This is a genomic window from Yimella radicis, assembly GCF_054778255.1.
In genome coordinates this window covers 112112-134824 of sequence record NZ_BAAGZR010000002.1, presented here as the reverse complement: position 1 = coordinate 134824, position 22713 = coordinate 112112, and the positions used below count along the sequence as shown (strand labels likewise).

General features: G+C 68.2%; 20 protein-coding genes. 10 read left to right on the top strand and 10 right to left on the bottom strand.

What is annotated here, in order from left to right:
- Positions 1-2 precede the first annotated feature (2 nt).
- The 4 genes from ACYU8W_RS01670 to aceB all read right to left on the bottom strand — a co-directional run bounded on the left by ACYU8W_RS01670 (position 3) and on the right by aceB (position 5658).
- The gene (locus tag ACYU8W_RS01670) at positions 3-1313 is read right to left on the bottom strand and encodes a (Fe-S)-binding protein (RefSeq protein WP_499466120.1); all 1311 of its coding nucleotides are present in this window, start codon (positions 1311-1313) and stop codon (positions 3-5) included.
- Between the two features lie 65 nt (positions 1314-1378).
- Positions 1379-2584 (bottom strand): FAD-binding oxidoreductase, encoded by a 1206-nt coding sequence (locus ACYU8W_RS01665; protein ID WP_499466118.1) that lies wholly within the window; start codon positions 2582-2584, stop codon positions 1379-1381.
- Positions 2584-4056: an FAD-linked oxidase C-terminal domain-containing protein gene (locus ACYU8W_RS01660; RefSeq protein WP_499466116.1), complete on the bottom strand. Its 1473-nt coding sequence runs from the start codon at positions 4054-4056 to the stop codon at positions 2584-2586. The genes ACYU8W_RS01665 and ACYU8W_RS01660 overlap by 1 nt, the downstream gene beginning before the upstream one ends.
- A gap of 3 nt (positions 4057-4059) precedes the next feature.
- Positions 4060-5658, bottom strand: coding sequence for a malate synthase A (aceB, locus tag ACYU8W_RS01655; protein ID WP_499466114.1), 1599 nt, complete (start codon positions 5656-5658; stop codon positions 4060-4062).
- Between the two features lie 222 nt (positions 5659-5880).
- On the opposite strand from aceB, the gene ACYU8W_RS01650 reads away from it, so the two are divergent.
- From ACYU8W_RS01650 to ACYU8W_RS01635, 4 genes are all read left to right on the top strand, one after another.
- Positions 5881-7110, top strand: a complete 1230-nt coding sequence (locus ACYU8W_RS01650; protein WP_499466112.1) for an MFS transporter — start codon at positions 5881-5883, stop codon at positions 7108-7110.
- 102 nt (positions 7111-7212) lie between these two features.
- Positions 7213-9057 (top strand): translation elongation factor 4, encoded by a 1845-nt coding sequence (gene lepA, locus ACYU8W_RS01645; RefSeq protein WP_129625696.1) that lies wholly within the window; start codon positions 7213-7215, stop codon positions 9055-9057.
- 4 nt (positions 9058-9061) lie between these two features.
- Complete coding sequence (gene trmB, locus ACYU8W_RS01640; protein ID WP_499466110.1) at positions 9062-9868, top strand: tRNA (guanosine(46)-N7)-methyltransferase TrmB; 807 nt, start codon at positions 9062-9064, stop codon at positions 9866-9868.
- Between the two features lie 53 nt (positions 9869-9921).
- Entirely contained in the window at positions 9922-10386 is a 465-nt protein-coding gene (locus ACYU8W_RS01635) for a hotdog fold domain-containing protein (RefSeq protein ID WP_141928834.1), read from the top strand.
- Here the strand turns inward: ACYU8W_RS01635 and ACYU8W_RS01630 are convergent.
- Entirely contained in the window at positions 10370-11272 is a 903-nt protein-coding gene (locus ACYU8W_RS01630; protein ID WP_141928833.1) for a LysR family transcriptional regulator, read from the bottom strand. The two genes, ACYU8W_RS01635 and ACYU8W_RS01630, sit on opposite strands and share 17 nt — an antisense overlap.
- Before the next feature lie 70 nt (positions 11273-11342).
- On the opposite strand from ACYU8W_RS01630, the gene ACYU8W_RS01625 reads away from it, so the two are divergent.
- The 3 genes from ACYU8W_RS01625 to ACYU8W_RS01615 all read left to right on the top strand — a co-directional run bounded on the left by ACYU8W_RS01625 (position 11343) and on the right by ACYU8W_RS01615 (position 14363).
- Positions 11343-12380 (top strand): YeiH family protein, encoded by a 1038-nt coding sequence (locus ACYU8W_RS01625; RefSeq protein WP_499466107.1) that lies wholly within the window; start codon positions 11343-11345, stop codon positions 12378-12380.
- Positions 12381-12512: 132 nt separating this feature from the next.
- Positions 12513-13736, top strand: a complete 1224-nt coding sequence (gene hemW, locus ACYU8W_RS01620; protein ID WP_499466105.1) for a radical SAM family heme chaperone HemW — start codon at positions 12513-12515, stop codon at positions 13734-13736.
- 30 nt (positions 13737-13766) lie between these two features.
- A complete protein-coding gene (locus ACYU8W_RS01615) occupies positions 13767-14363 on the top strand; it encodes an MOSC domain-containing protein (RefSeq protein WP_499466103.1) in 597 nt (198 codons plus the stop codon).
- A 45-nt stretch (positions 14364-14408) separates the two neighbouring features.
- On the opposite strand, the gene nadC is transcribed toward ACYU8W_RS01615, so the two are convergent.
- The 5 genes from nadC to ACYU8W_RS01590 form a co-directional block, all read right to left on the bottom strand.
- Positions 14409-15293, bottom strand: coding sequence for a carboxylating nicotinate-nucleotide diphosphorylase (gene nadC / locus ACYU8W_RS01610; RefSeq protein WP_499466101.1), 885 nt, complete (start codon positions 15291-15293; stop codon positions 14409-14411).
- Positions 15290-16729, bottom strand: a complete 1440-nt coding sequence (locus ACYU8W_RS01605) for an L-aspartate oxidase (protein WP_499466099.1) — start codon at positions 16727-16729, stop codon at positions 15290-15292. Before ACYU8W_RS01605 ends, nadC begins: the two co-directional genes overlap by 4 nt.
- 9 nt (positions 16730-16738) lie before the next feature.
- Complete coding sequence (nadA, locus tag ACYU8W_RS01600) at positions 16739-17725, bottom strand: quinolinate synthase NadA (protein WP_499466097.1); 987 nt, start codon at positions 17723-17725, stop codon at positions 16739-16741.
- Positions 17726-17881: 156 nt separating this feature from the next.
- Positions 17882-18784 carry an NUDIX hydrolase gene (locus ACYU8W_RS01595; RefSeq protein WP_499466095.1) on the bottom strand — a complete coding sequence of 301 codons (903 nt, stop codon included), beginning with the start codon at positions 18782-18784 and terminating at the stop codon, positions 17882-17884.
- A 27-nt stretch (positions 18785-18811) separates the two neighbouring features.
- Positions 18812-19687: a DUF3097 domain-containing protein gene (locus ACYU8W_RS01590; RefSeq protein WP_499466093.1), complete on the bottom strand. Its 876-nt coding sequence runs from the start codon at positions 19685-19687 to the stop codon at positions 18812-18814.
- 132 nt (positions 19688-19819) lie between these two features.
- Between ACYU8W_RS01590 and hrcA the strand changes: the two genes are divergently transcribed.
- Genes hrcA through ACYU8W_RS01575 form a run of 3 tightly spaced genes read left to right on the top strand, consistent with a single transcriptional unit; the run spans position 19820 to position 22701 of the window.
- Positions 19820-20830: a heat-inducible transcriptional repressor HrcA gene (hrcA, locus tag ACYU8W_RS01585; RefSeq protein ID WP_499466091.1), complete on the top strand. Its 1011-nt coding sequence runs from the start codon at positions 19820-19822 to the stop codon at positions 20828-20830.
- Positions 20831-20839: 9 nt separating this feature from the next.
- Complete coding sequence (gene dnaJ / locus ACYU8W_RS01580; RefSeq protein ID WP_499466088.1) at positions 20840-21958, top strand: molecular chaperone DnaJ; 1119 nt, start codon at positions 20840-20842, stop codon at positions 21956-21958.
- Positions 21955-22701 carry a 16S rRNA (uracil(1498)-N(3))-methyltransferase gene (locus tag ACYU8W_RS01575; RefSeq protein WP_499466086.1) on the top strand — a complete coding sequence of 249 codons (747 nt, stop codon included), beginning with the start codon at positions 21955-21957 and terminating at the stop codon, positions 22699-22701. The genes dnaJ and ACYU8W_RS01575 overlap by 4 nt, the downstream gene beginning before the upstream one ends.
- Positions 22702-22713 lie beyond the last annotated feature (12 nt).

The window sequence follows — 22713 nt, the reverse complement described above, 5'->3', positions numbered from 1 at the left end:
GACTACTTCAGCAGTTCGTCCGCCGACAGTCCGCGTTGCGAGTGGTCGAGCACGGTGACGATGTGGGCCGTGCCGATGCGTCCGCCCGCTCTCTCGACACCCTGGGCGATCTGCATGATGCACCCCGGGTTGGCCGTCACCAGCAACTGCGCACCCGTCGCGATCACGTTGGCGGCCTTCGTGTCGCCGAGTTGTTTGGCCGGCTCGGGGTTCAGCACGTTGTAGATGCCTGCCGACCCGCAACAGATCGACGCGTCCTTGATCTCCTTCACGGTCAGCTCCGGCACCGCGCGCAGCAGCTCACGCGGCTGGTTGCGGATGCCCTGCGCATGACCGAGGTGGCACGCGTCGTGGTAAGCCACGGTGAGGGGCAGCGGGTGATAGGTGGCGACCGGGCCGAGTTCGGCCAGCAGCTCGCTCACGTCGCGCACCTTCTCGCGGAAGCTCCGCACGCGCTCGTCGGCTTGGTGGGTTGAGTCGTCGGCGAGCAGGAATTCGTACTCCTTCATCGCGCTGCCACAGCCCGCGGAGTTGACCACGATGTAGTCGACCTCGTAGCGCTCGAAGGTGTCGATGAGCGTTCGAGCGAAGTGTTGCGCCTCGGGCTCACGGCCGGAGTGGCTCGACAGCGCACCGCAACAACCCTGGCCCTGTGGCACCACCACGTCGCAGCCCTCGGCGGCCAGCACCCGCGCGGTAGCGGCGTTGACCCCGGAGAAGAACGCGTCCTGCACGCAGCCGGTGAGCATCGCGACTGTCGCCCGCTTGGTGCCCTTGGCCGGGATGCGTTCGGGCAGCCTTTCCGGCTTGGTCAGCTCGGGGGTGAGGCTCTGCAGCATCGCCAGCGACGGCGAAATGCGTTCCAGCAGGCCGGACTTGTTGATCGCGCGGTCGAGGCCGACCTTCTGCGTCAGGCGCAGTGGTCCACGCAACGCCTTGAGCCGCTTGGGGTAGGGGAACAGGCTGAAGACCGCAGCACGAAGTGCCCGTTCCGACCTGGACCTGGTCGTGTTGCGCTCGACCTGGGCCCGGGTCTGCTCGAGCAGGCGGTCGTACTGCACCCCACTCGGGCACGCCGTCACGCAGGCCATGCAGCCGAGGCAGGCGTCGATGTGGCCGACAACCGTGTCGTCGAGCGGTGCGCCCTCGGTGACGTTCTTCATCAGGTGGATCCGTCCCCGCGGGGAGTCCATTTCCTCGCCCCACAGCACATACGTCGGGCAGGTCGTCAAGCAGAAACCACAGTGCACGCAGTCGGACAGCAGGCTCGGGTCGGGTGGGTTGTGCTCGTCGAACCCAGTGATCCGCGACATCGGTTCGACATTTACGTCAACGCCTGGCGTGATCGCCGGTTCAGAGGCGGTGCGGGGGTCGGGCATCAGATTCCTCCCACGAATCGGCCTGGAGCCAAATGGTTTTCCGGATCGAACTGCTGTTTCACACGGCGCATGATGTCGATGGCCGGGATCGGACCCCACACATCGACCTGCCCGCGCATCTCCTTCGGAGCATCGAGCACGATCACGCTGCCGCCGAGGGCGACCTCACGAAAACGTGCTGCGGCGGCCTCGACATCATCCGGTTCGGCTGCGCCGGACGGAGATGCGTACAGCACTCCCGCACCGGCTGATCCCTGGATCGTCCAGCCGAGTTCGGCCGCTGCCGCAACGACATTCGGCACAGCGGACAGTTGCGCGGTGATCTTCAGTCCGATGCCTTCGCCCACGGGCCACGGGTAGGTGCCGGTCCACCCGGGTGCTGGCGCTGTCTCGCCGGCGACGGTCGCGCGGATCCGCCCGGAGCGGGCGGAAACGCCCCCCTCAGTGCCTTCGATCAGCACGGCGAGAACTACCGAATCCGCAGTCTCGCAACGGATCTCGACCGCGCTCGGTGCGTCTTGACTATGCAAAAGGTCGTTGAGTACGTGCGGCAATTCGGCGATCGGGTGTTGACCGACGACCCACTCGGACGCCTGCGGCACCGGGTGCAGCCGGAAGGTTGCCTCGGTGACGATCGCGAGCGTGCCGTACGAGCCGACCATCAACTTGCCGAGGTCGTAGCCAGCGACATTCTTGACCACTTTGCCGCCTGCGTGGGCGACGGTGCCGTCGGCCAGCACGACCGTCACCCCGATGAGCAGGTCGCGCACGGAGCCCGCGAGCACACGCAGCGGCCCGCTCGTATTGGTTGCGATGAGCCCACCGACAGTGGTGCCCGGCACCATTTCGTCGAGCGCGAGCCGCTGGCCCGCCCGAGCGACGGTGCTCTGGACGACGTTCAGCGGGCAACCGGCCTCCGCGCTGACGATGAGATCGCCGGGCTGGTGTTCGAGCACCCGGTTCATCGCCGACAGGTCGAGGACCAGGTCGTAGTGGCCGGCGGGGGAACCCCACGTCAGTTTCGTGCCGGCACCCCGCACCGCGACGACCGCGCCGTGCTCACGAGCGGCTCGGACTGTTTCGGCTACCTCTTCGGTCGACGTCGGCCGAGCGACACAACTCGGTGCGCGTCCGTCGAACAGCGTCGCCGATGTGCCCTGCTCGACATCGATTCCACGGTGCTGCAATGTTTCTCGCAAGCTCATCAGAAGATTTCCGCCTTGCCCTCGTAGGGGTTCGGATCGTTCGCCGACCGCTTGCGCGGCACCTCGCCGCACAGCCGCGGCGTCGGGTAGATCTTGCCGGGGTTCGACAGTCCGTGCGGATCGAAGGCACAGCGCACCCGCTGCATGGTGTCGAGATCGACTTCGGTGAACATCTTCGGCATGTGCTTCGCCTTGTCGAAGCCGACACCGTGCTCGCCGGTGATCGATCCGCCGTGTTCCAGGCACAGGTCGAGGATCGCTCCGGACACCTCCTCAGCGCGTTCGCTCTCGCCGGGCACGCTGCCGTCGAAGAGCACCAGAGGGTGGAGGTTCCCGTCCCCCGCATGGAACACGTTCGCGACGCGAACTCCCTTTTCGGCAGCGAGTTCACCCATCTGGCCCAGCACCTGCGACAGCTTCGTGCGCGGGATGACGCCGTCCTGCACGATGTAATCGGGCGAGATACGACCGACCGCGGCGAATGCCGACTTGCGGCCCCGCCAGATCGCCATCCGCTCCTCGGCATCGGCGGCGAGGCGGATCTCGAAGGCGCCCGCCTCCTGGCACATCCGTTGCGCGGCAGCCGATTCCGCCTCGACCTCGGCCGTCGGTCCGTCGAGCTCGACGACCAGCACCGCGCCCGCGCCGTCCGGGTAGTTGCACGCGACCGCCGCCTCGGCGGCCTCGATCGCGAGTGCGTCCATCATCTCGATCGCGGCGGGCACGATGCCGGCCGCGATGATCGCGGAGGTTGCGGCACCGGCGGCGTCGGTCGATTCGAACCCGGCCAAGAAGGTCTGCACCGATTCGGTCGAGCGCAGCAGTTTCACCGTCACTTCGGTCGCGACACCGAGGGTGCCTTCCGAGCCGACGAACGCACCGAGCAGGTCGTAGCCGGGCGCGTCGGGTGCTCGCTGACCGAGCGTCACCTGCGAACCGTCGGGCATGACCACCTCAGCCGACAGCACGTGGTTGCTGGTGAAGCCGTACTTCAGGCAATGCGCGCCGCCGGAGTTCTCGGCGACATTGCCGCCGATCGTACAGATCTGCTGGCTCGAGGGGTCCGGCGCGAAGTAATAACCCTCCGGCGAACTCGCCTGAGTGACAGAAAGATTGATGACGCCTGGGTCGACCACCGCACGCTGATCGGCGCGGGAGATCTCCTTGATCTCCCGGAACCCACTCATCACGATCAGGACGCCATCGGCGTGGGGGAGCGCGCCACCGGACAACCCAGTGCCCGAACCGCGCGCGACGAAGGGCACCCCGGCTTCCGCGCATGCTCGGACGGCGAGGCGCACCTGCTCAGCGTCCGAGGCGAGCACGACCACGGCCGGGGTCACCCGGTGAACCAGCAGCCCGTCACAGTCGTAGGTCGCCAGACGCGCCGGGTCGGTGATGACCGCCTCACGCGGCAGGGCCGACCGCAACCGTTCGATCACGGCTGCGATCGACCCGCTCGAAGTGGCCATCGGCTACTTCATCCGCTCGTAAGCCGGCAGGGTGAGGAAGTTGGCGTAGTCGTCGGCGACGGCGACCTCGAGGAAGGTTGCCTTGGCGTCGTCGTAGTCGCTCGCGTCGCCGGGCAGTTCGGCGATGACCTCGTCGACCAGCTCCAACACGAGCTCCTTGGTGATGAGCTTGTTCGTGTCGGCGGTGGTGACCTCGTTCTTGATCTGCTGCCAGATCTGCGAACGGGAGATCTCCGCGGTCGCGGCATCCTCCATCAGGTTGTGGATGCCGACGGCGCCGCGGCCGGCCAGCCAGGAGCGCAGGTACTGCATCGCGATGTCGATGTTCGAGCGCAGACCGGCCTCGGTGACCTCACCGGGCGTCGACTTCACGTCGAGCAGCTGGGCGGCGGTCACCTGGACGTCCTCACGCAGGTTGTCGAGCTGGTTGGTCCTGCCCTCGGCGAACTTCGCGGAGAACACGTCGTCACAGGCCTGCACCATGCCCGGGTGGGCGACCCAGGAACCGTCGAAGCCGTCGTTCGCCTCACGGGTCTTGTCGGCGGTCAGCTTCTCGAAGGCGTTCTTGTTGACCGCTTCGTCCTTGCTCGGGATGAACGCGGCCATGCCACCGATCGCCGACGCGCCGCGCTTGTGGCAGGTGCGCACGAGCAGCTCGGTGTAGGCCCGCATGAACGGCACCGTCATGGTGACCGTGTTGCGGTCGGGGACGATGAAGTCGGCGCCACGGGTGCGGTAGGTCTTGATCACCGAGAACAGGTAGTCCCAGCGGCCGGCGTTGAGGCCGGAGGAGTGGTCGCGCAGTTCGTAGAGGATCTCCTCCATCTCGAACGCGGCCGGGTAGGTCTCGATCAGGCAGGTGGCGCGGATGGTGCCCTGCGGGATGCCGAGGAAGTCCTGGCCGATGACGAACGCGTCGTTCCAGAGGCGGGCCTCGAGGTGGCTTTCCATCTTCGGGCAGTAGAAGTACGGACCCTTGCCGCGGTCGATCTGCTTCTGGCCGCACGCGGTGAGGTAGAGCGCGAAGTCGACCAGCGAACCCGAGGTCTCCTGGCCGTCGACCAGGATGTGCTTCTCCGGCAGGTGCCAGCCACGCGGGCGGACGATGATCGTCGGCTGCTTCTGCGGCGCGACGAGCTTGTACTCCTTGCCTTCCGGGCTGGTGAAGTCGATGTTGCCGTCGACGGCGTCCATCAGATTCATCGGACCCTCGACCACGTTCTCCCACATCGGGGTGTTCGCGTCCTCCTGGTCGGCCAGCCAGGCAGCGGCGCCGGAGTTGAGGGCGTTGATGACCATCTTCCGGTCGGTCGGGCCGGTCATCTCGACGCGGCGGTCCTCGAGGCCCGGCGCGAGCGGGGCGACCTTCCAGCTGTCGTCCTCGCGGATGTGCTTTGTCTCGGGCAGGAAGTCGAGGTCTTCGCCCGCGGCGACCTTCTTCACCTTGTCCTCGCGTGCGGCGAGGAGTTCGAGTCGGCGGGAGTTGAGTTCGCGGTGCAGCTTGGCGACCAGTTCGAGCGCCTTGGGCGAAAGGATCTCGTCGTAACGGTCCTTCACCGGACCGGTGACTTCGACGCCATCCGGCAGGTTCAAAGTGGACATGCGACTCCTCTGTCTGTCTGACGTGCAACACGGCATTCCGCATCGCGGAATGAGGCTCCTTCTGTGTGGAATACCCTAGCAATGACATCGACGCTGCGGGTGGGTGAGTGCTCGCCAATCGTCGCCGCCGGTCGCCACCAGTCGCCACCGCAACGGGTGATGTTGCTCACGAACCAGCGCGGGGATTCGCCGACGACTTCCGATTGCCGGGAGACTCGATCGGTGATCCGAGCCAGCGCCCCGCAGACCATCGACGTCGACGGCGATCAGGCGGTGGCCCGCGCGCATCATGTCGGCCTCGCGCTCTTCGCATTGGCCTTGGGCGGATTCGCGATCGGCACGACCGAGTTCGTCACGATGGGTCTGCTGCCGCAGATCGCGGACGGTGTCGACATCTCGATCCCGAAGGCCGGCCACGTCGTGTCCGCGTACGCGCTGGGCGTCGTCGTCGGAGCCCCGTTGATCGCAACGCTGGCCGCCCGTGCACCACGCAAGGCTCAGTTGATCTGGCTGATGATCGCGTTCGCCCTGGCCAACATCGGTTCGGCGCTCGCCGCTTCGTACGGCACCCTGCTGATCACCCGCTTCCTGTCCGGACTGCCGCACGGCGCCTACTTCGGCATCGGGTCCGTCGTGGCCGCGTCCATGGTCGCTCCGCACCGACGCACCTGGGCCGTCTCGATGATGCTCGCCGGGCTCACGGTCGCGAATGTCATCGGCGTCCCGCTGTCCACCGTCCTCGGTCAACGGTTCGGCTGGGAATACCCGTACGTGTTCGTCGGAGTGATCTCGCTGGCCTGTGTCGCCGCGGTGCTCGCCTGGGTGCCGCGTCAGCCGGCTGACGAGAACGCCTCTGCCGCAAATGAACTCAAGGCGCTCACCCGTCCTCAGGTGTGGTTGGCGCTCGGTATCGGCACCGTCGGTTTCGGCGGGATGTTCGCCACGTTCTCCTACATCACCCCGACGATGACCAACCTGGCCGGCTTCGCCGAGAGCACCGTCCCGTTGATCCTCGTCGTCTACGGCGTCGGCATGACGATCGGCGCGACCGTCGCCGGACGCGTCTCACAGTTCGGTCTGATGCGCGGCATCCTGGGGTCGCTGGTGCTCATCGCGACCCTGTTGGCCGTGTTCGGTTTCATGGCGCACCACCCGGTCACCGCCGTGATCGCGGTCTTCCTGCTCGGCTTCCTGCCCACGATGCTCGTGCCTATGCTGCAAACCCGGCTGATGGACGTCGCGCAGGAGGGTCAGTCGCTCGCTGCGGCCCTCAACCACTCCACCCTGAACATGGCGAACGCGCTCGGCGCATGGCTGGGCAGCATTGTCCTGGACCGCGGTCTGGGCTACGAATGGCCGAGCCGGATCGGCGCGCTGCTCGCCGTCGGTGGCATCCTCATCACGATCGTGTCCGCCACCCTCGGACGTCGGGACGCGGCCGCTCGCGCCTAGAACGTCGTCTCGAAGCGTTGTCGGGATACCTCGGCAGGCGTGGGAGACTGGGACGAATACCTGTCCGGCCGAGAACAACGCAAGGAACCATCTGTGGCACCCATGGCACGCACCGCGCTGCAACCAGCCGCGACGCCGCCTTCGCAGATCCGAAACTTCTGCATCATCGCGCACATCGACCACGGCAAGTCCACCCTCGCCGATCGCATGCTGGGGATCACCGGCGTCGTCGACGACCGCGCGATGCGGGCGCAGTACCTCGACCGCATGGACATCGAGCGTGAGCGCGGCATCACGATCAAGAGCCAGGCCGTGCGCATGCCGTGGGAGATGGATGGGGAGACCTTCTGCCTCAACATGATCGACACGCCCGGGCACGTCGACTTCACCTATGAGGTGTCCCGGTCGCTCGCCGCGTGTGAGGGAGCGGTGCTGCTCGTCGACGCGGCGCAGGGCATCGAGGCGCAGACGCTCGCCAACCTGTACCTGGCGATGGAGAACGACCTCACGATCATCCCGGTGCTGAACAAGATCGACCTGCCGGCGGCGCAGCCGGAGAAGTATGCCGAGGAACTCGCCGGCTTGATCGGCTGCGAGCCGGAGGACTGCCTCAGGGTGTCGGGCAAGACCGGCGTCGGCGTCGAACCGCTGCTCGACCAGATCGTCCAGCAGTTCCCGGCTCCGGTGGGCGATGCGAATGCTCCCGCCCGCGCGATGATCTTCGACTCCGTCTACGACACCTACCGCGGCGTCGTCACCTACGTTCGCGTGGTCGACGGCAATCTGAACCCGCGCGAGAAGATCCAGATGATGTCGACGAAGGCGACCCACGAACTGCTGGAGATCGGCGTCATCTCGCCGGAACCGGTGCCTGCGAAGGGGCTCGGCGTCGGCGAGGTCGGCTACCTCATCACCGGAGTGAAAGACGTCCGCCAGTCGCGGGTCGGTGACACGATCACCTCCGCGCGCGACGGCGCCACCGATGCCCTCGGTGGTTACCGCGACCCGAAGCCGATGGTCTTCTCCGGTCTGTACCCGATCGACGGTTCCGACTACCCGGTGCTGCGTGATGCCCTCGACAAGCTCAAGCTCAACGACGCCGCGCTGGTCTACGAGCCCGAGACCTCGGCCGCGTTGGGCTTCGGCTTCCGCATCGGATTCCTCGGCATGCTGCATCTGGAGATCGTGCGCGAACGCCTCGAGCGCGAGTTCGACCTCGACCTCATCTCGACACTGCCGTCCGTGGTGTACGACGTGAAGTTGGACGACGGCCGCACGGTCGTGGTGACCAACCCGTCCGAGTTCCCCGAGGGCAAGGTCGACTCGATCACCGAGCCCGTCGTCCGCGCGACGATCCTGGCGCCGAGCGAGTTCATCGGCGCGATCATGGAGCTGTGCCAGAGTCGACGCGGCACGCTGCGCGGCATGGACTACCTGTCCGAGGACCGCGTCGAGATGCGGTACACGTTGCCGCTCGCCGAGATCGTCTTCGACTTCTTCGACTCGCTGAAGTCGCGCACCCGTGGGTACGCCTCGCTCGACTACGAACCCGACGGCGAGCAGCAGGCCGACCTGGTCAAGGTCGACATTCTGCTCCAGGGCGACAAGGTCGACGCGTTCAGCACCGTCGTGCACCGCGACAAGGCGTACGCGTACGGCGTGATGATGGCCGGCAAGCTCAAGGAGCTCATTCCGAGGCAGCAGTTCGAGGTGCCGATCCAGGCCGCGATCGGCGCCCGCGTCATCGCCCGCGAGAACATCCGCGCGATCCGCAAGGACGTCCTGGCCAAGTGCTACGGCGGTGACATCAGCCGTAAGCGCAAGCTGCTGGAGAAGCAGAAGGAAGGCAAGAAGCGGATGAAGATGGTCGGCTCCGTCGAGGTGCCGCAGGAAGCCTTCATCGCTGCGCTCTCCCAGGACGCCTCGGCTGAGAAGGCGAAGAAATAGCGCCGTGGCACAACGCGATTCGGGCTTCGACCCGGTTGTTCCGACGAGCCCCGACGGTCGTCCGTTGGCCCGCACCCGATCGTTCACGCGCCGCGGCGGACGCATGCCCGATCGGCACGAGCGGGCGATGGAGCAGCACGGGCCGATCTACCTGCTCGATCTGCCGCTCAACGGCACCGACACCACGCTCGACCCCGACTACCGCTTCGATAAGGAAGGGGTCTTCGGGCGGTCGGCGCCGTTGATCGCCGAGATCGGGTCGGGCGCCGGCGACGCCGTCGTGCACGCTGCGGCATTGCACCCGGACGTTGACTTCCTCGCCTTCGAGGTATGGCGCCCGGGCGTCGCGCACACCATCACCAAAGCGGTCTCGGCGGGCGTCACCAACCTGCGCATCGCGATCGCCGATGCGGCCTGGTCGATGCCGCTCATGTTCGAACCAGGGACGTTGCACGAGATCTGGACCTTCTTCCCCGACCCGTGGCCGAAGACCAAGCACCACAAGCGCCGTCTGGTGCAGCCGGCGTTCGCGACGCAGGTCGCTGCGTTGCTCGAGTCGGGCGGTGTGTGGCGGCTCGCGACCGACTGGGCCGACTACGCGTGGCAGATCCGCGACGTCGTCGAAGGGTGTGAGGAGTTCACGAACCCGTACGCCGGGCGACTCGCCGACCCGGGCGACCCCGACGTCGACCCGGAGGGCGATCGCGGCGGATTCGCTCCGCGGTTCGAGGACCGTCCGATGACCCGCTTTGAGAAGAAGGGTCTGCGGGTCGAGCGCATCGTGCGCGATGTTGCGGTGACCCGGCGCTGACCGCGTGCCCGGGAGGGTGGCGCATCGAAGTTACCTGCGAGTAATATCTGCGTATGGCCTCGACCTTCCAGATGTATCGACAGCTCGAAAGCAAGCCGCTCGGCAAGAGCGCGTTCTCGCTCGCCTTCATGCTGAAGGCGCCGTACTTCGCAACGGTGCGCCCGAAAGTGGAGGTCATGGAGCCGCACCACGGCGTCGTCACGATCCGCAAGCGGCGCGGCGTGCAGAACCACATCGGTACCGTGCACGCGATCGCCGTCGCGAACGGTCTCGAAGCGGCGATGGGTCTGCTCTGCGAAGCGACCACCCCGAAGGGAATGCGCTGGATTCCCAGGGGAATTCAGCTCGACTACATCGCCAAGGTACCCACCGACGTCCGGTGCGAGGCGCGCACAGACATCGCCGATTGGGACAAGCAGCCGCCGTTCCAGGTCGACGTGCGGTGCACCGCTTATGTCGATGACGGCAGTGAGGTCGTCTCGGGCGTCATCCCGGTGTGGGTCACTGCGAAGAGCTGATTTCGCCTTCGTCGCGGGCGATCGACACCAGGTCTGCGGCGAGCCCCGAGAGACGTCGTGATCCGGTCCAGACTGCGCGCAGCGGACGCCGCAACTGCAGCCCGAGCGGCACGGTCACCAAGGTGCCGGCCGACAGGGCGTCGGCGACCGCGAGCCGACTGAGCACCGCGGGTGCTGCGCCCGAAGCGACGCTGACCCGCACCGCGGCGTTGCTCGGGAGCTCCAGGTGCGGTCGCACCTGCTGATCGAGCGCCTCGTCGAGGGCCATGCGGGTGCCGGAGCCGGGTTCGCGGGTGATGAGTGCGGTGCGAGCCAGTTCGTCGGCGCGGACCGCGCGCGACCGGCCGGCCCAGACGTGATGCGGGGCGACTACGAGCACCATCTCGTCGTGCGCGACAACAGTGCTGTGCAGGTCGCCGGGCACCGTGGGCTCTTCGACGAATCCCAGGGCGGTGCGACCGGATCGCACATCATCGACGACATCGTGGGAGTTGTGCACGTGCACGGCCACGGCGCTGTTCGGTTGCTGGCTGCGCAGCGTCGAAAGCCATCGGGGTAGTAGGTGTTCGGCGATAGTCTGACTGGCCGCGACCGGCAGCGGACGCGTGGAGTCGCCACGCAGGGTCGCGGCCGAATCGGTGACCGCGTCCATAGCGGCCAGCGCCTGGCGAGCCTGGTCGACGAGCACGGCGCCGGCATCGGTCAGGGTCGATCCTCGGGTAGAGCGCACCACCAGGTCCAGGCCGAGTTGGCGTTCGAGCCGGGCGAGCGAGCGGGTGGCATTGGGTTGAGCCATGCCGACAGTTCGTGCGGCGGCGCCGACGCTGCCGGTTGCGGCCACCGCGACGAGCAGTTCAAGTGCGAGTGGGTCGGGGCGCGCGGTCATATGCGAAGGATATGCGGTACTACTCAATCGCCGTCTACCGAGAAGTGTTCGCAGGGCGGATGGTTGAAGCATGTTGCACGCTGCGCCCATCCGCACCTCTCGCCGCGGCCTTGTCGCCGGGTTGGCGGTTGTGCTGCTCATCGGCTGTGTGGCAACGGTTTTCGGCCAGTTTGTGCCCGTGCTCGGCGGTCCGGTGTGTGGCATCGTCCTTGGCCTTGCCGCGGGTGTCGCTGTGCCGCGGCTGCGGTCGCACCACCTGGATGGCGGATATGAGGTCTGCTCCAAGCAGGTGCTGCAGGCGTCCGTGGTGGTGCTCGGCACTGGGTTGTCGCTGCGCCAGGTGGCGCAGGTCGGGTCGTCCTCGCTGCCGGTGATGCTCGCCAGCCTGTCGGTCGCGCTCGGGGGCGCCGCCCTCATCGGGCGCTGGTTGCGTGTCGGGCGCGATGTGCGAACGCTCATCGGAGTCGGCACCGGCATCTGTGGTGCGTCGGCGATCGCGGCCAGCACCGCGGTGATGCGCCCCAAGAAGGCCGATGCGGCGTACGCCCTCGGCACGATCTTCGTCTTCAACGTGATCGGCGTGCTGACCTTCCCGGCGATCGGTCACCTGCTCGGCATGACCGGTGAGAGCTTCGGCCTGTGGGCGGGCACGGCGATCAACGACACGTCGTCGGTGGTGGCCGCGGCGTACGGCTTCGGTGACGGGGCCGGCGATCACGCGATCGTCGTCAAGCTCACCCGTTCGTTGATGATCATCCCGATCACGATCGTGCTGGCTTACCTGACAGCGCGTCGCGCCGCGTCAACGTCGCCCGGTGGTCCGTCGACGGTGCGCATTCCATTGCGTCAGGTGGTGCCGTGGTTCCTCGTCGGGTTCGTGGTGGCGGCGGCGGTCAACTCGATCGGAGTCATCCCGACCGGCTGGCACCCTGGCCTGTCGAGGATCGGCACCTTCGGAATCACCCTGGCGCTCACCGCGATCGGGCTGTCCATGCGCCCGGCGCAGCTGCGCCGCACCGGCCTGCGGCCGTTGTTGTTGGGCGCGATCCTGTCGGTGCTGGTCGCCTCGACCAGCCTGGCCATGCAGGCCCTGACCGGCACCCTCTGACCCCCGCCCGCAAACGCTGCGCTACTCGCCAGCCACTGGTGGTGCACCAGCAGTGACTGGACGCAGGTGCAGCGCCTGTGGCGGTTGGTGCAGCGATTCGGCGTGCGGGTCGACGTCGGCGAGAATGGACCAATGCCCAGCGCGCTGCCCGATGGTGAACCTGTCCCGACCGACGGACACCTGCCGGCGACGGCGCTGGAGGCGTTGCCGCACAAGCCTTTCGGGGTCTACCTGCACGTGCCCTTCTGCCGGGTGCGGTGCGGCTACTGCGACTTCAACACCTACACCCTGACCGAGCTCGGCCCTGGCGCGAGCGTGGGTTCGTACGCGGACACCGCGATTCGGGAGATCAACCTCGCCGCACGGGTGCTGGGTGACCAGGCGCCGCCGATCTCGACGGTGTTCGTCGGGGGCGGCACGCCCACGATGCTCGCGGCGCACGACCTGGTGCGGATGATCGGCGCCCTGCGCGACCGGTTCGGCTTTGCCGATGATGCCGAGATCACGACCGAAGCCAACCCCGACTCGGTGACTCCCGAATCGCTGGAGGTGCTGGCGGACGGCGGTTTCACCCGGGTGTCGTTCGGGATGCAATCGGCGGTGCCGCACGTGCTGCACACGCTCGAGCGCACCCACGACCCCGCCAATGTCGGGCGCAGCGTCGAGGCGGCGAAGGCGGCCGGGCTGGCGACCAGTGTCGACCTCATCTACGGCACACCGGGGGAGTCGCTCGCCGACTGGCGCACCTCGCTGGACGCGGCAATTGCCTTGGAACCCGGGCATATCAGTGCCTACGCGCTCGTAGTCGAACAGGGCACGAAGCTCGCAGCTCAGGTGCGTCGCGGCCAGGTGACGATGCCCGATGACGACGACGAAGCCGACAAGTACGAGCTTGCCGACTCCATGCTCGCCGTGGCCGGTTACTCCTGGTACGAGGTGTCGAACTGGGCAACCGACCCGGCGCTGCGTTGTCGGCACAACGAGCTGTACTGGTCGGACGCCAACTGGTGGGGGATCGGGCCGGGAGCGCACAGTCATGTGGGCGGGGTGCGCTGGTGGAATCGCAAGCACCCTGCGGCGTACGCCTCGGTGCTCGCCGACGCACACTCGCCGGGCGCCGGACGCGAACTGCTTACTGCCACACAGCGGTACGAGGAGAGAGTGGTCCTCGGGGTCCGTCGGGACGTCGGTCTGGCGATCGATGACCTCGAACCCGCGGGCCGCGCCGCCGTCGCCGGGCTCATCGGCGACGGGCTGGTCGACGGACCGACCACCCTGCGTGATCGCCGGCTCGTGCTCACCCTGCGCGGTCGCCTGCTCGCCGATACCGTCGTCCGCCGGCTGCTCGACTTCTGACCCATAACCGGTTGATGCGAGGATCGACCCATGAACCAGCCTCGTGTGGCCGCCGTCAGCCGGGACGAGCTGCACCGCTTCTCCAAGGCGCCGGTGGAGGCGATCGAGTTGGTCGCCGACCTGGGGGTGCGAGGTGACGCGCACGCGGGAACCCTTGTGCAACATCGGTCCCGGGTGCGTCGCGACCCGAACCAACCCAACCTGCGGCAGGTGCATCTCGTGCCCAGCGAGGTGTTCGAGACCGCCGAGCGCATGGGCTACACCCTGGCCTCGGGCGACCTCGGCGAAAACGTGCTGACCAGCGGTGTCGACCTGCATGCGCTCCCGGTCGACACCCGCCTGCACCTCGGCGACGAGGCCGTCGTGCGGCTCACCGGCCTGCGCAACCCGTGCGCGCAGATCAACGACTTCAAGCCGGGTCTGCTCAAAGTGGTGCTCTCCAGGGCCGACGGCACCCCAACCGACGAACCCGCCCCGTCGACGGCCTCACCCGAGGTGCGGACGGTGCAGGTCATTCGCCGGGCCGGGGTGATGTCGGTCGTCGAGCGCAGTGGGATGGTGCGAGCGGGTGACCCGATCACGGTCGAGCTGCCGGACGGCGCCCCGGTCGCATTGGGTCCCGTCTGAGCGCGCGGCGACTCGGCAACGACCGGCGCCACCCAACCGGTCTGCTTACAGGTCGAGGCCGATGTCGAGCGTCCGGACGCTGTGGGTCAGGGCACCGATCGAGATGATCTGCGCACCTGCCTCGGCCAACCCGCGCACGGTCGTCTCGTCGACGCCGCCGGAGACCTCGATGACCAGCGGTGCAGGGTGGTCGTCGATCAGGCCGACGGCCTCGCGGATGAGGTCGGGCGTCATGTTGTCGAGCAGCACACCGTGCACCACCGGCGGGAGGCGGCGCCCGAGACGGTCGGCATCGAAGGCGAGCAGTTCGCGCAACTGGTCGAGAGTGTCGACCTCCACCTCGACCCGCACCAGGTGACCCGAGCGTTCGGCAAGCCTGGCGAGCACCTTGTCGAGACCGCCGCCGAGCCCGATGTGGTTGTCCTTCACCAGGATTGCGTCGTGCAGCCCGAAACGGTGGTTGATTCCGCCGCCGTCGGCGACGGCTCGCTTCTCCAACGCGCGCAGCCCCGGCGTCGTCTTGCGGGTGTCGGCGATGCGGGCCGAGGTGCCGTCGACAAGCCGCGCGAACCCGGCGGTCCGGGTCGCGATGCCGCTCAGGTGACCGAGCAGATTCAACGCGGTGCGTTCGGCGGTGAGGATCGACGCCGCGCGACCCGTCACGGTTGCGATGCGCGTGCCGGGCGCGAGGGCCACACCGTCGGCCACGAACCATTCCACGTCGAGAGTCGGGTCGACGAGGTCGAAGGCGTGCTGGGCCGCGACGATGCCGGAGAGAACGCCCGGCTCGCGCGCGACCAGGTGCGCAGTGCCCTGAGCATCCGGGGAAACCGTGGCGGCAGTGGTGAGATCGCCGGCCTGACCGAGGTCTTCGGCCAGGGCCGTGCGGACGATGCGGTCGACCTCAAGGCTGATATGGCTGTCGATCATGCCGGAACCTCCTGTGCAGCAACGGTTTCGATGGAGTCGACGCGGCGGTGCGCGCCGACGGTGTGCGGGTGCAACAGCGCCGAGCGGGCGACGAGCCAGGCGACGTAGCCGGCATCGTCGTGGCGTAGTCCGGCGAGCCGGTCGACGGCGCGCTCGAGCGTGTCACCCTCGCGCAACACTCCGCAGCTGTCGCCGAGCACGGCGCGCACCTCAGCGAGGTCGACAGCAGGTGCGGCGGACGCGGACACGACGGTGCCCGGGTCGACGGGAAGCACCCGTGGGGTCCAGCGAGTATCGGCGCCGCGAATCGAGTCGGCCGCGGCCCGGCCGGTCACGACCGCCTCGAGCAACGAGTTGGACGCCAGTCGGTTGGCGCCGTGCAGGCCGGTGCGCGACACCTCGCCGACGGCCCACAGGCCGGGCACCGAGGTGCGCGCCTGGGCGTCGACTGTGACGCCACCCATGGCGTAGTGCAGGGCCGGCCGCACCGGCAGCAGGTCGCCGGCGAGGTCGAATCCGTGCGCCCCGCACAGCTCGGCAACCGCAGCGAAACGCGTTACAACAGAAGGGATATCGCGGCAATCGAGACGAACCTGACGCCCCGCCCGCAGCTGTTCCCACACGGCGGCAGCAACCACGTCGCGCGGTTGGAGTTCGTGCACGAATCGCTCGCCGTCGGCGGTCAGGATCGCGCCGGCGCCACGCAGCGCTTCGGTCAGCAGTGGGTTGGGGAAGGCCGGCACGTCGAGAGCGGTGGGGTGGAACTGCACGAGGTGCAGATCGTCGGTGCGGGCACCCACCCGCGCAGCCATCGCGACACCCTGCCCCAGCGCGGTCGCCGGGTTCGTCGTGCACGGCCACAGCGCACCCATCCCGCCGGTCGCCAGCACGACGGCGTCGGTCTCGAGCACGAGCACCGCGCCTGAGGCGTCGAGCACCTCGACACCGCAGATCGCGCCGTCCGAATCGGTCAGCAGGCGGCGTGCGGTGTGTCGATCGAGCGTGTGCACGCTCGGCAGATCGCGTACGGCAGCCGCCATCGTGCGGGTGATCGCAGCTCCGGACGAGTCACCGGCGTGAGCGACGCGGCTGCGGCTGTGTCCGCCCTCGAGGGCGAGGTCGAGTCGTCCGTCGTCGGTGTGGTCGAACGGCACGCCGAGTTCGGCCAGCAGTGCGATCACGTCGGGCGCCGCGTCGGTGATGCGCCGGATGGTGCGGGCATCGCCGACGAACGCGCCCGCCCGCACCGTGTCGGCCGCATGCAACTCGGGGGTGTCGTCGTCGGCGAGAGCTGCCGCGATGCCGCCCTGGGCCCACATGCTCGCCGCGTTGTCGGTGAGCGTGCCCGGCGTGACGAGCACGCACTCGGCGGGCGAGAGGGCCCAAGCGGCGGTGAGACCCGCGAGGCCCGAGCCGATGATGACCGGCTTGTTCATGGTGTGCTCCTACTTGACCGCGAGCATGCGCTCGATGGCGCGGCGCGCGGGTGCTTCGAGGGTGGGGTCGAGAGTGATCTCGTGCTGGCCGAGTTCGAGCGAGCGACGGATCGCGGTGAGCGTGTTGCGCTTCATGTGCGGGCACAGGTTGCACGGGCGCACGAAGTCGACGTCGGGGTGCTCGGCGGCCACGTTGTCGCTCATCGAGCATTCGGTGATGAGGGCGACCTTGCGGCGTCCGCCGGCGTCGGGCACGCCCGCCCGGGACACCTGGCCGACGAAGTCGATCATCTGGGCGGTCGAACCCGAGAAGTCCGACGCGGCAACCACATTCGGCGGGCACTCGGGGTGGGCGATGACCGTCACGCCGGGGTTGCCCGAGCGGATGTCGTCGATTTCGGCGGGGGTGAAGCGCTCGTGCACCTCGCACGCACCCGGGTGGGTGATCACCTCGACGCCGGTGCGGGCAGCGATGTTCCGGGCGAGGTACTGGTCGGGGATCATGATGACCCGGTCGACCCCGAGCGACTCGATGATCTCGACGGCGTTGCCGGAGGTGCAGCAGATGTCGCTGGCGGCCTTCACCGCCGCGCTGGTGTTGACGTAGGTGACCACCGGCACACCCGGGTGTTGCCGGCGAAGCTCGGCGATGTCGTCCGGCGTGATGCTCTCGGCCAGCGAGCAACCCGAACGCAGGTCGGGCAGCAGCACCCGCTTGGCCGGGTTGAGCAGCTTGGCCGTCTCGGCCATGAAGTGCACCCCGGCGAGCACGATCGTGCCGGCCGTGACGTGCTGCGCCTCGCGGGCGAGGGCGAGGGAGTCGCCGACGATATCTGCCACGCCGTGGAAGACCTCTGGCGTCATGTAGTTGTGCGCCAGGATCACGGCGTCGTGCTCGCGCTTCAGCGCTGCGATCGCCTCGATCTCCGGCTCGAAGACGGCCCACTCGACCTCGGGGATGAGGTGGCGGACCTTCTCGTACGTGGCTGTCGACATCGTCGGCTCCATCCTATTTGCTCACATTGAGTAAATGCTTGGAGTGAGCATAACATCGCTCACTGCAACTACTGCGCGTGCGAGCACGCGCAGTAGTTGCAGTGAGAGGCGCAGTGGTTGCGGAGGGTGGGCCGTACCCGCAGCGGCGGACGCGGGTCAGCGCGATCGGGGGATCGGCACCTTGGTGCCCACCTGGCCGCGGGCCGCAATGGCCTCGCGACGGAAGCGGTAGAGCCGCGCCGGTCGTCCGCCGGTGGCGCGAGAGGTGTCGTCGGTCGGCTCCACCAGCGCCTGCTGTTCGACCGAGCGGCGGAAGTTCTGTTTGTGCAGGCCGGCGCCGACCAATGCCTCGACCACCGCCTGGAGCTCGCCCAGGGTGAACGTCGGGGGCATGAGCTCGAACACGAGTGGGCGGTATTGGATCGTCGAGCGCAGCCTGGACAGACCCGTCGCGAGGATGCGGCGGTGGTCGGAGTGCATCGCGGGGCCGGTGAGGCCGTCGACGCCGTCAGCGGCGTTGGGCGAATCCGCGACCAGTCCGGCCTCCCAGAGCAACTCGTAACGTTGCAGCGCCAGCTCGGGACGCCATGGCAGTTCACCATCACCGAAGATGTGCGCGATGCGTTCGGACGCATCGGTCGACCACCTGCGCAGCTCGCTCATCAGCTTGTCGCACAACGCGATCGAGGTCTCCGACCGGCGGTCTTCCCACGGCAGGAGGTCGTAGACGTCGCGCCAGCCGTCGTCGGCGGCCGCCCGCGTGAGCCCCAGGTAGGAGATCGACACCGCCCGACCGGCGGAACCGTCGCGGCCCAGGTCGGCAAACGTATAGAGCTGCTCCACGAAGCCCAGGGAGTGCCCCGTCTGCTCGGCAACGAACGCTCGCGCGCCGTTCTGCAGCGAGTGGTGGTCGGTGCGCAACGGGCCCGCCGGAAGGTGCAGTGGATCGCCGGCGGCGAGCACCATCGGTCCCTGATCGGGCGCGCCCGCGCAGGTGCCGACCGAGACGACGACCGCCACCAGGTCGGCATGCAGCGACGCGGCCGGGCGAGAGGTCATGACGCAGAACCTACAAGGTGAATCGGATCAGACCGGAGCGGTGACGAAGTCGATGAGCTCCTCGACGCGGCCGAGCAGCTCCGGCTGCAGATCGGCGTAGTTGTCGACCGTGCCGAGAATGCGCTTCCACCCGCGCGCGACGTCAGCCTGAGAGGCGTGCGGCCAGCCGAGCTCGGCAAGGATGCCGTGCTTCCACGAGGTGCCGCGCGGTATCACCGGCCACTTGGTCCAACCCAGCTTTTGCGGACGCACGCTCTGCCACACGTCGACGTACGGGTGGCCGAGGATCAGCACATGGTCGCGCGACTGAGGCAGCGCCCGCGCGGCGTCGACGATGCGCTGCTCCTTGGTACCCCGCACCAGGTGGTCGACGAGGATGCCCATGCGCCGCCCCGGCCCGGGGGCGAAATCGCGGATCACGGCCGACAGGTCGTCCACGCCGTCCAGCATCTCGACGACCACGCCCTCGACCCGCAGATCGTGGCCCCACACCTTCTCGACCAGTTCGGCGTCATGTCGGCCCTCGACGAAGATCCGTGAGCCGAGCGCGACCTTCGCCCGCTGGTCGACCACGGCGACCGACCCACTCGCCGTACGCGTGGTGGTGGCGCGTGCGGCCGCCAGCGCGGCCGCGTCCGCCGGGCGTGGGGGAGTCAGGATCACCGGGCGTCCGTCGATGAGGAAGCCCGGGCCGAGCGGGAACGCGCGCACCTCGCCGCGTCGGTCCTCCAGGTGCACCACGTGCATCCCGCCGACCTTCTCCACCCGGACGACGGCGCCGACGAACCCGGTGTCGACCTCCTCGACGACCGTGTCGGGCTCCGCGGCGACCTCCTGGGATCGTCCACGCTTGGGCGCGCGCCAGTCGGAGGAGAGCACATCGGAGCCGTATCGGTCTGTCACGGCCGTCACGGTAGACGGCGGCGCAGGTCACGTCGTGGGTGACACGCGCGGTTCGCGCCGGGTCGTAGAATTGGCACTCGTGCCCTCGGAGTGCCAAAGTCGCGGGCGAGCCCGTACCAGTGAGGAGGACCGATGAGCGAAGAACGCCGTCTCGACGTGCTGCGCGCGATCGTGCAGGACTACGTCGCCACCTCCGAGCCCGTCGGGTCCAAGGCCTTGCTTGATCGTCACCAACTCGGCGTCAGCGCCGCAACGATCCGCAACGACATGGCCGCCCTCGAGGAGGAGGGGCTGATCAGTGCCCCACACACCTCCGCCGGACGTGTCCCCACCGACGCCGGATACCGCCGGTTCGTCGACCAACTCGGCCACATGAAGCCGCTGTCACGCTCCGAGCGCGTGGCCATCGAGACCTTCCTGCAGCAGGCGGTCGACCTCGACGACGTCGTCGACCGCACCGTCCGGCTGCTCTCGTCGCTCACCCACCAGGTCGCGGTCATGCAGTACCCGTCGATCGGCACCGCCACCGTCCGTCACATCGAGCTCGTCAGCCTCGCCGACACCAAGGTGATGGTCGTGCTGATCATGTCGACCGGACGGGTGGAGCAGCGGGTGCTGACCATCGCCCACACCGCAGACCAGCTCCTCAGCCTGCGCGACGTCGTCAACCAGGCCGCCGAAGGGCGCACCCGCGCTCACGCCGCCGACCGGCTGGACGCCTGGGCCGAGCAGCGCCGCGCGGGGGCGAGGCCTGAGTCGCACCCCGACGACTCCACTCCCACGTCCGTCGGCGTGATCCGCGACTTCCTGGCCGAGGAGCGTGAGGAGCGCGTCGTCATGGCCGGCACCTCCCACCTGGTGCGCTCCGGGCAGGACTTCCCAGAGACCATCGGACCGGTGCTGGACGCCTTGGAAGAACACGTCGTTCTGTTGCGTTTGCTGCAGCAGATGGAAGGCGACGACGTCTACGTCCGGATCGGCGGCGAGAACGCCATCGACGGATTCCGGACGGCATCGATCGTCAGCGCTCCGTACACCGCCGGTGGCATCGGTGTGCTGGGTCCGACCCGCATGGACTACCCCACCACCATGGCCGCGGTTCGCGCGGTCGCCCGTTACGTCTCGGAAATTCTCGAGCAGTAAGGAACTTCGTTGAACGACTACTACGCCGATCTCGGCGTGTCCCGCGACTCCTCGGCGGAGGACATCAAGCGCGCCTACCGCAAGCAGGCCCGCAAGTTGCACCCCGACGTCAACCCGGGGCCGGAGGCCGAGGCCGAGTTCAAGAAGATCTCGCAGGCCTACGAGGTGCTGTCCGACCCGAACAAGCGTCAGCAGTACGACATGGGCGCCGACCCGTTCGGCGGCCAGCACGCAGGGTTCGGCGGCAACTTCAGCTTCACCGACATCATGGACGCCTTCTTCGGTGCCGGCGCGGCCGGTGCGCAGGGCGGCCCGAGGTCTCGCGTCCAGCACGGACAGGACGCCCTCGTCCCGCTGCAGATCGACCTGTCGACCGCCGTTTTCGGTGGCACCGAGGACCTCGTCTTCGACACCGCGATCCTGTGTGACACGTGCGACGGTGAAGGCTCCCGCCCGGGCACCGGACGCCGCACCTGCGACGTCTGCCAGGGCGCCGGTCAGGTGCAGCAGGTGCAGCGTTCCTTCCTCGGCCAGATCATGACCACCCGTCCGTGCGGTGCCTGTCACGGTTACGGCGAGGTCGTCGAGTCGCCGTGCCCGGACTGCTCCGGCGAGGGACGCCGTCGTGACCGCCGCACGCTGAAGATCAAGGTGCCCGCGGGGGTCGACACCGGCACCCGCATCCAACTGAGCGGCGAGGGCGAGGTGGGCCCCGGTGGTGGCCCGAACGGCGATCTCTACGTCGAGGTGCGGGTCCGCAAGCACGAGACCTTCCAACGTCGGGGCGACGATCTGCACTGCTCGGTCGAACTCCCGATGACCGCGGCCGCCCTCGGTGCCAACCTGCCGCTACAGACCCTCGACGGCCCGCGCGACGTGGAGATCAAGGCCGGCACCCAGCCGGGCGATGTCATCACGCTCAAGGGCCTCGGCGTCACGCACCTGCGCACGAACATGCGCGGCGACCTGCTGGTGCACACCAACGTCCGCACGCCGATGAACCTGTCCGACGAGCAGCGCGATCTGCTGCGTCAGCTCGCCACGGCCCGCGGCGAAGAGCGTCCGGAGGGCAACTTCCAGCGAGCCGACAAGGGACTGTTCGGCAAGCTGCGCGACGCGTTCAAGTGACCGCTGCGCTCTTCCTGATCGACGCCGGACGCCTGGACGGTGTCACTGACGGTGCCCCGCTGGTGCTCGACGGCCCGGAGGGGCGACACGCGGCCACCGTGAAGCGGATCGAGCCGGGGGAAACCGTCTTGGTCGCCGACGGCTCCGGGACGGTCGCTCAGTGCACGGTGGCGGCGGCGTACAAGGACCGGCTCGATCTGGTTGTCGTCAGCACCGAGCAACAGACTCCGCAACTGCCGCATGTGACCCTCGTCCAGGCGCTCGCCAAGGGCGATCGCGACGACCAAGCCATCGAAGCCGCAACGGAATTGGGTGTCGACGAGGTCGTGCCGTGGCAGGCCGAGCGCAGCATCGTGCAGTGGAAGGGCGAGCGCGGCGCGAAGGCTGCGCGCAAGTGGGAGCAGGTCGTTCGTGCGGCGGCCAAGCAGTCCCGCCGGGCCACCGTCCCGGTCGTCGGTCCGTTGCTCGATCGCAAGGGGCTCGCCGGCCTGGCGAACGGCCGCACCGTGTTCGTCCTGCACGAGGACGCAACGACTGCCTTGGCCGATGTCGACCTCGCCGGAGTGGAAGAACTCGCGATCGTGGTCGGACCCGAGGGCGGCATCAGCCCCGCCGAACTGTCGGTGCTCGAGGACGCCGGGGCACGGATCGTCCGTCTCGGACCGCATGTACTGCGCTCGTCAAGCGCCGGTCCGGCAGCTCTCGCGGTCGTCATGTCGGGCACCCGCTGGGCGCACCACTGACCCACTCGAAGC

Bases quoted from the DNA above. Each gene is read 5' to 3' on its own strand.
- ACYU8W_RS01670 (WP_499466120.1), bottom strand. From the start codon at position 1,313: ATGTCGCGGATCACTGGGTTCGACGAGCACAACCCACCCGACCCGAGC.
- ACYU8W_RS01665 (WP_499466118.1), bottom strand. From the start codon at position 2,584: ATGAGCTTGCGAGAAACATTGCAGCACCGTGGAATCGATGTCGAGCAG.
- ACYU8W_RS01660 (WP_499466116.1), bottom strand. From the start codon at position 4,056: ATGGCCACTTCGAGCGGGTCGATCGCAGCCGTGATCGAACGGTTGCGG.
- aceB (WP_499466114.1), bottom strand. From the start codon at position 5,658: ATGTCCACTTTGAACCTGCCGGATGGCGTCGAAGTCACCGGTCCGGTG.
- lepA (WP_129625696.1), top strand. From the start codon at position 7,213: ATGGCACGCACCGCGCTGCAACCAGCCGCGACGCCGCCTTCGCAGATC.
- ACYU8W_RS01635 (WP_141928834.1), top strand. From the start codon at position 9,922: ATGGCCTCGACCTTCCAGATGTATCGACAGCTCGAAAGCAAGCCGCTC.
- ACYU8W_RS01630 (WP_141928833.1), bottom strand. From the start codon at position 11,272: ATGACCGCGCGCCCCGACCCACTCGCACTTGAACTGCTCGTCGCGGTG.
- ACYU8W_RS01625 (WP_499466107.1), top strand. From the start codon at position 11,343: ATGTTGCACGCTGCGCCCATCCGCACCTCTCGCCGCGGCCTTGTCGCC.
- hemW (WP_499466105.1), top strand. From the start codon at position 12,513: ATGCCCAGCGCGCTGCCCGATGGTGAACCTGTCCCGACCGACGGACAC.
- ACYU8W_RS01615 (WP_499466103.1), top strand. From the start codon at position 13,767: ATGAACCAGCCTCGTGTGGCCGCCGTCAGCCGGGACGAGCTGCACCGC.
- nadC (WP_499466101.1), bottom strand. From the start codon at position 15,293: ATGATCGACAGCCATATCAGCCTTGAGGTCGACCGCATCGTCCGCACG.
- ACYU8W_RS01605 (WP_499466099.1), bottom strand. From the start codon at position 16,729: ATGAACAAGCCGGTCATCATCGGCTCGGGCCTCGCGGGTCTCACCGCC.
- nadA (WP_499466097.1), bottom strand. From the start codon at position 17,725: ATGTCGACAGCCACGTACGAGAAGGTCCGCCACCTCATCCCCGAGGTC.
- ACYU8W_RS01595 (WP_499466095.1), bottom strand. From the start codon at position 18,784: ATGACCTCTCGCCCGGCCGCGTCGCTGCATGCCGACCTGGTGGCGGTC.
- hrcA (WP_499466091.1), top strand. From the start codon at position 19,820: ATGAGCGAAGAACGCCGTCTCGACGTGCTGCGCGCGATCGTGCAGGAC.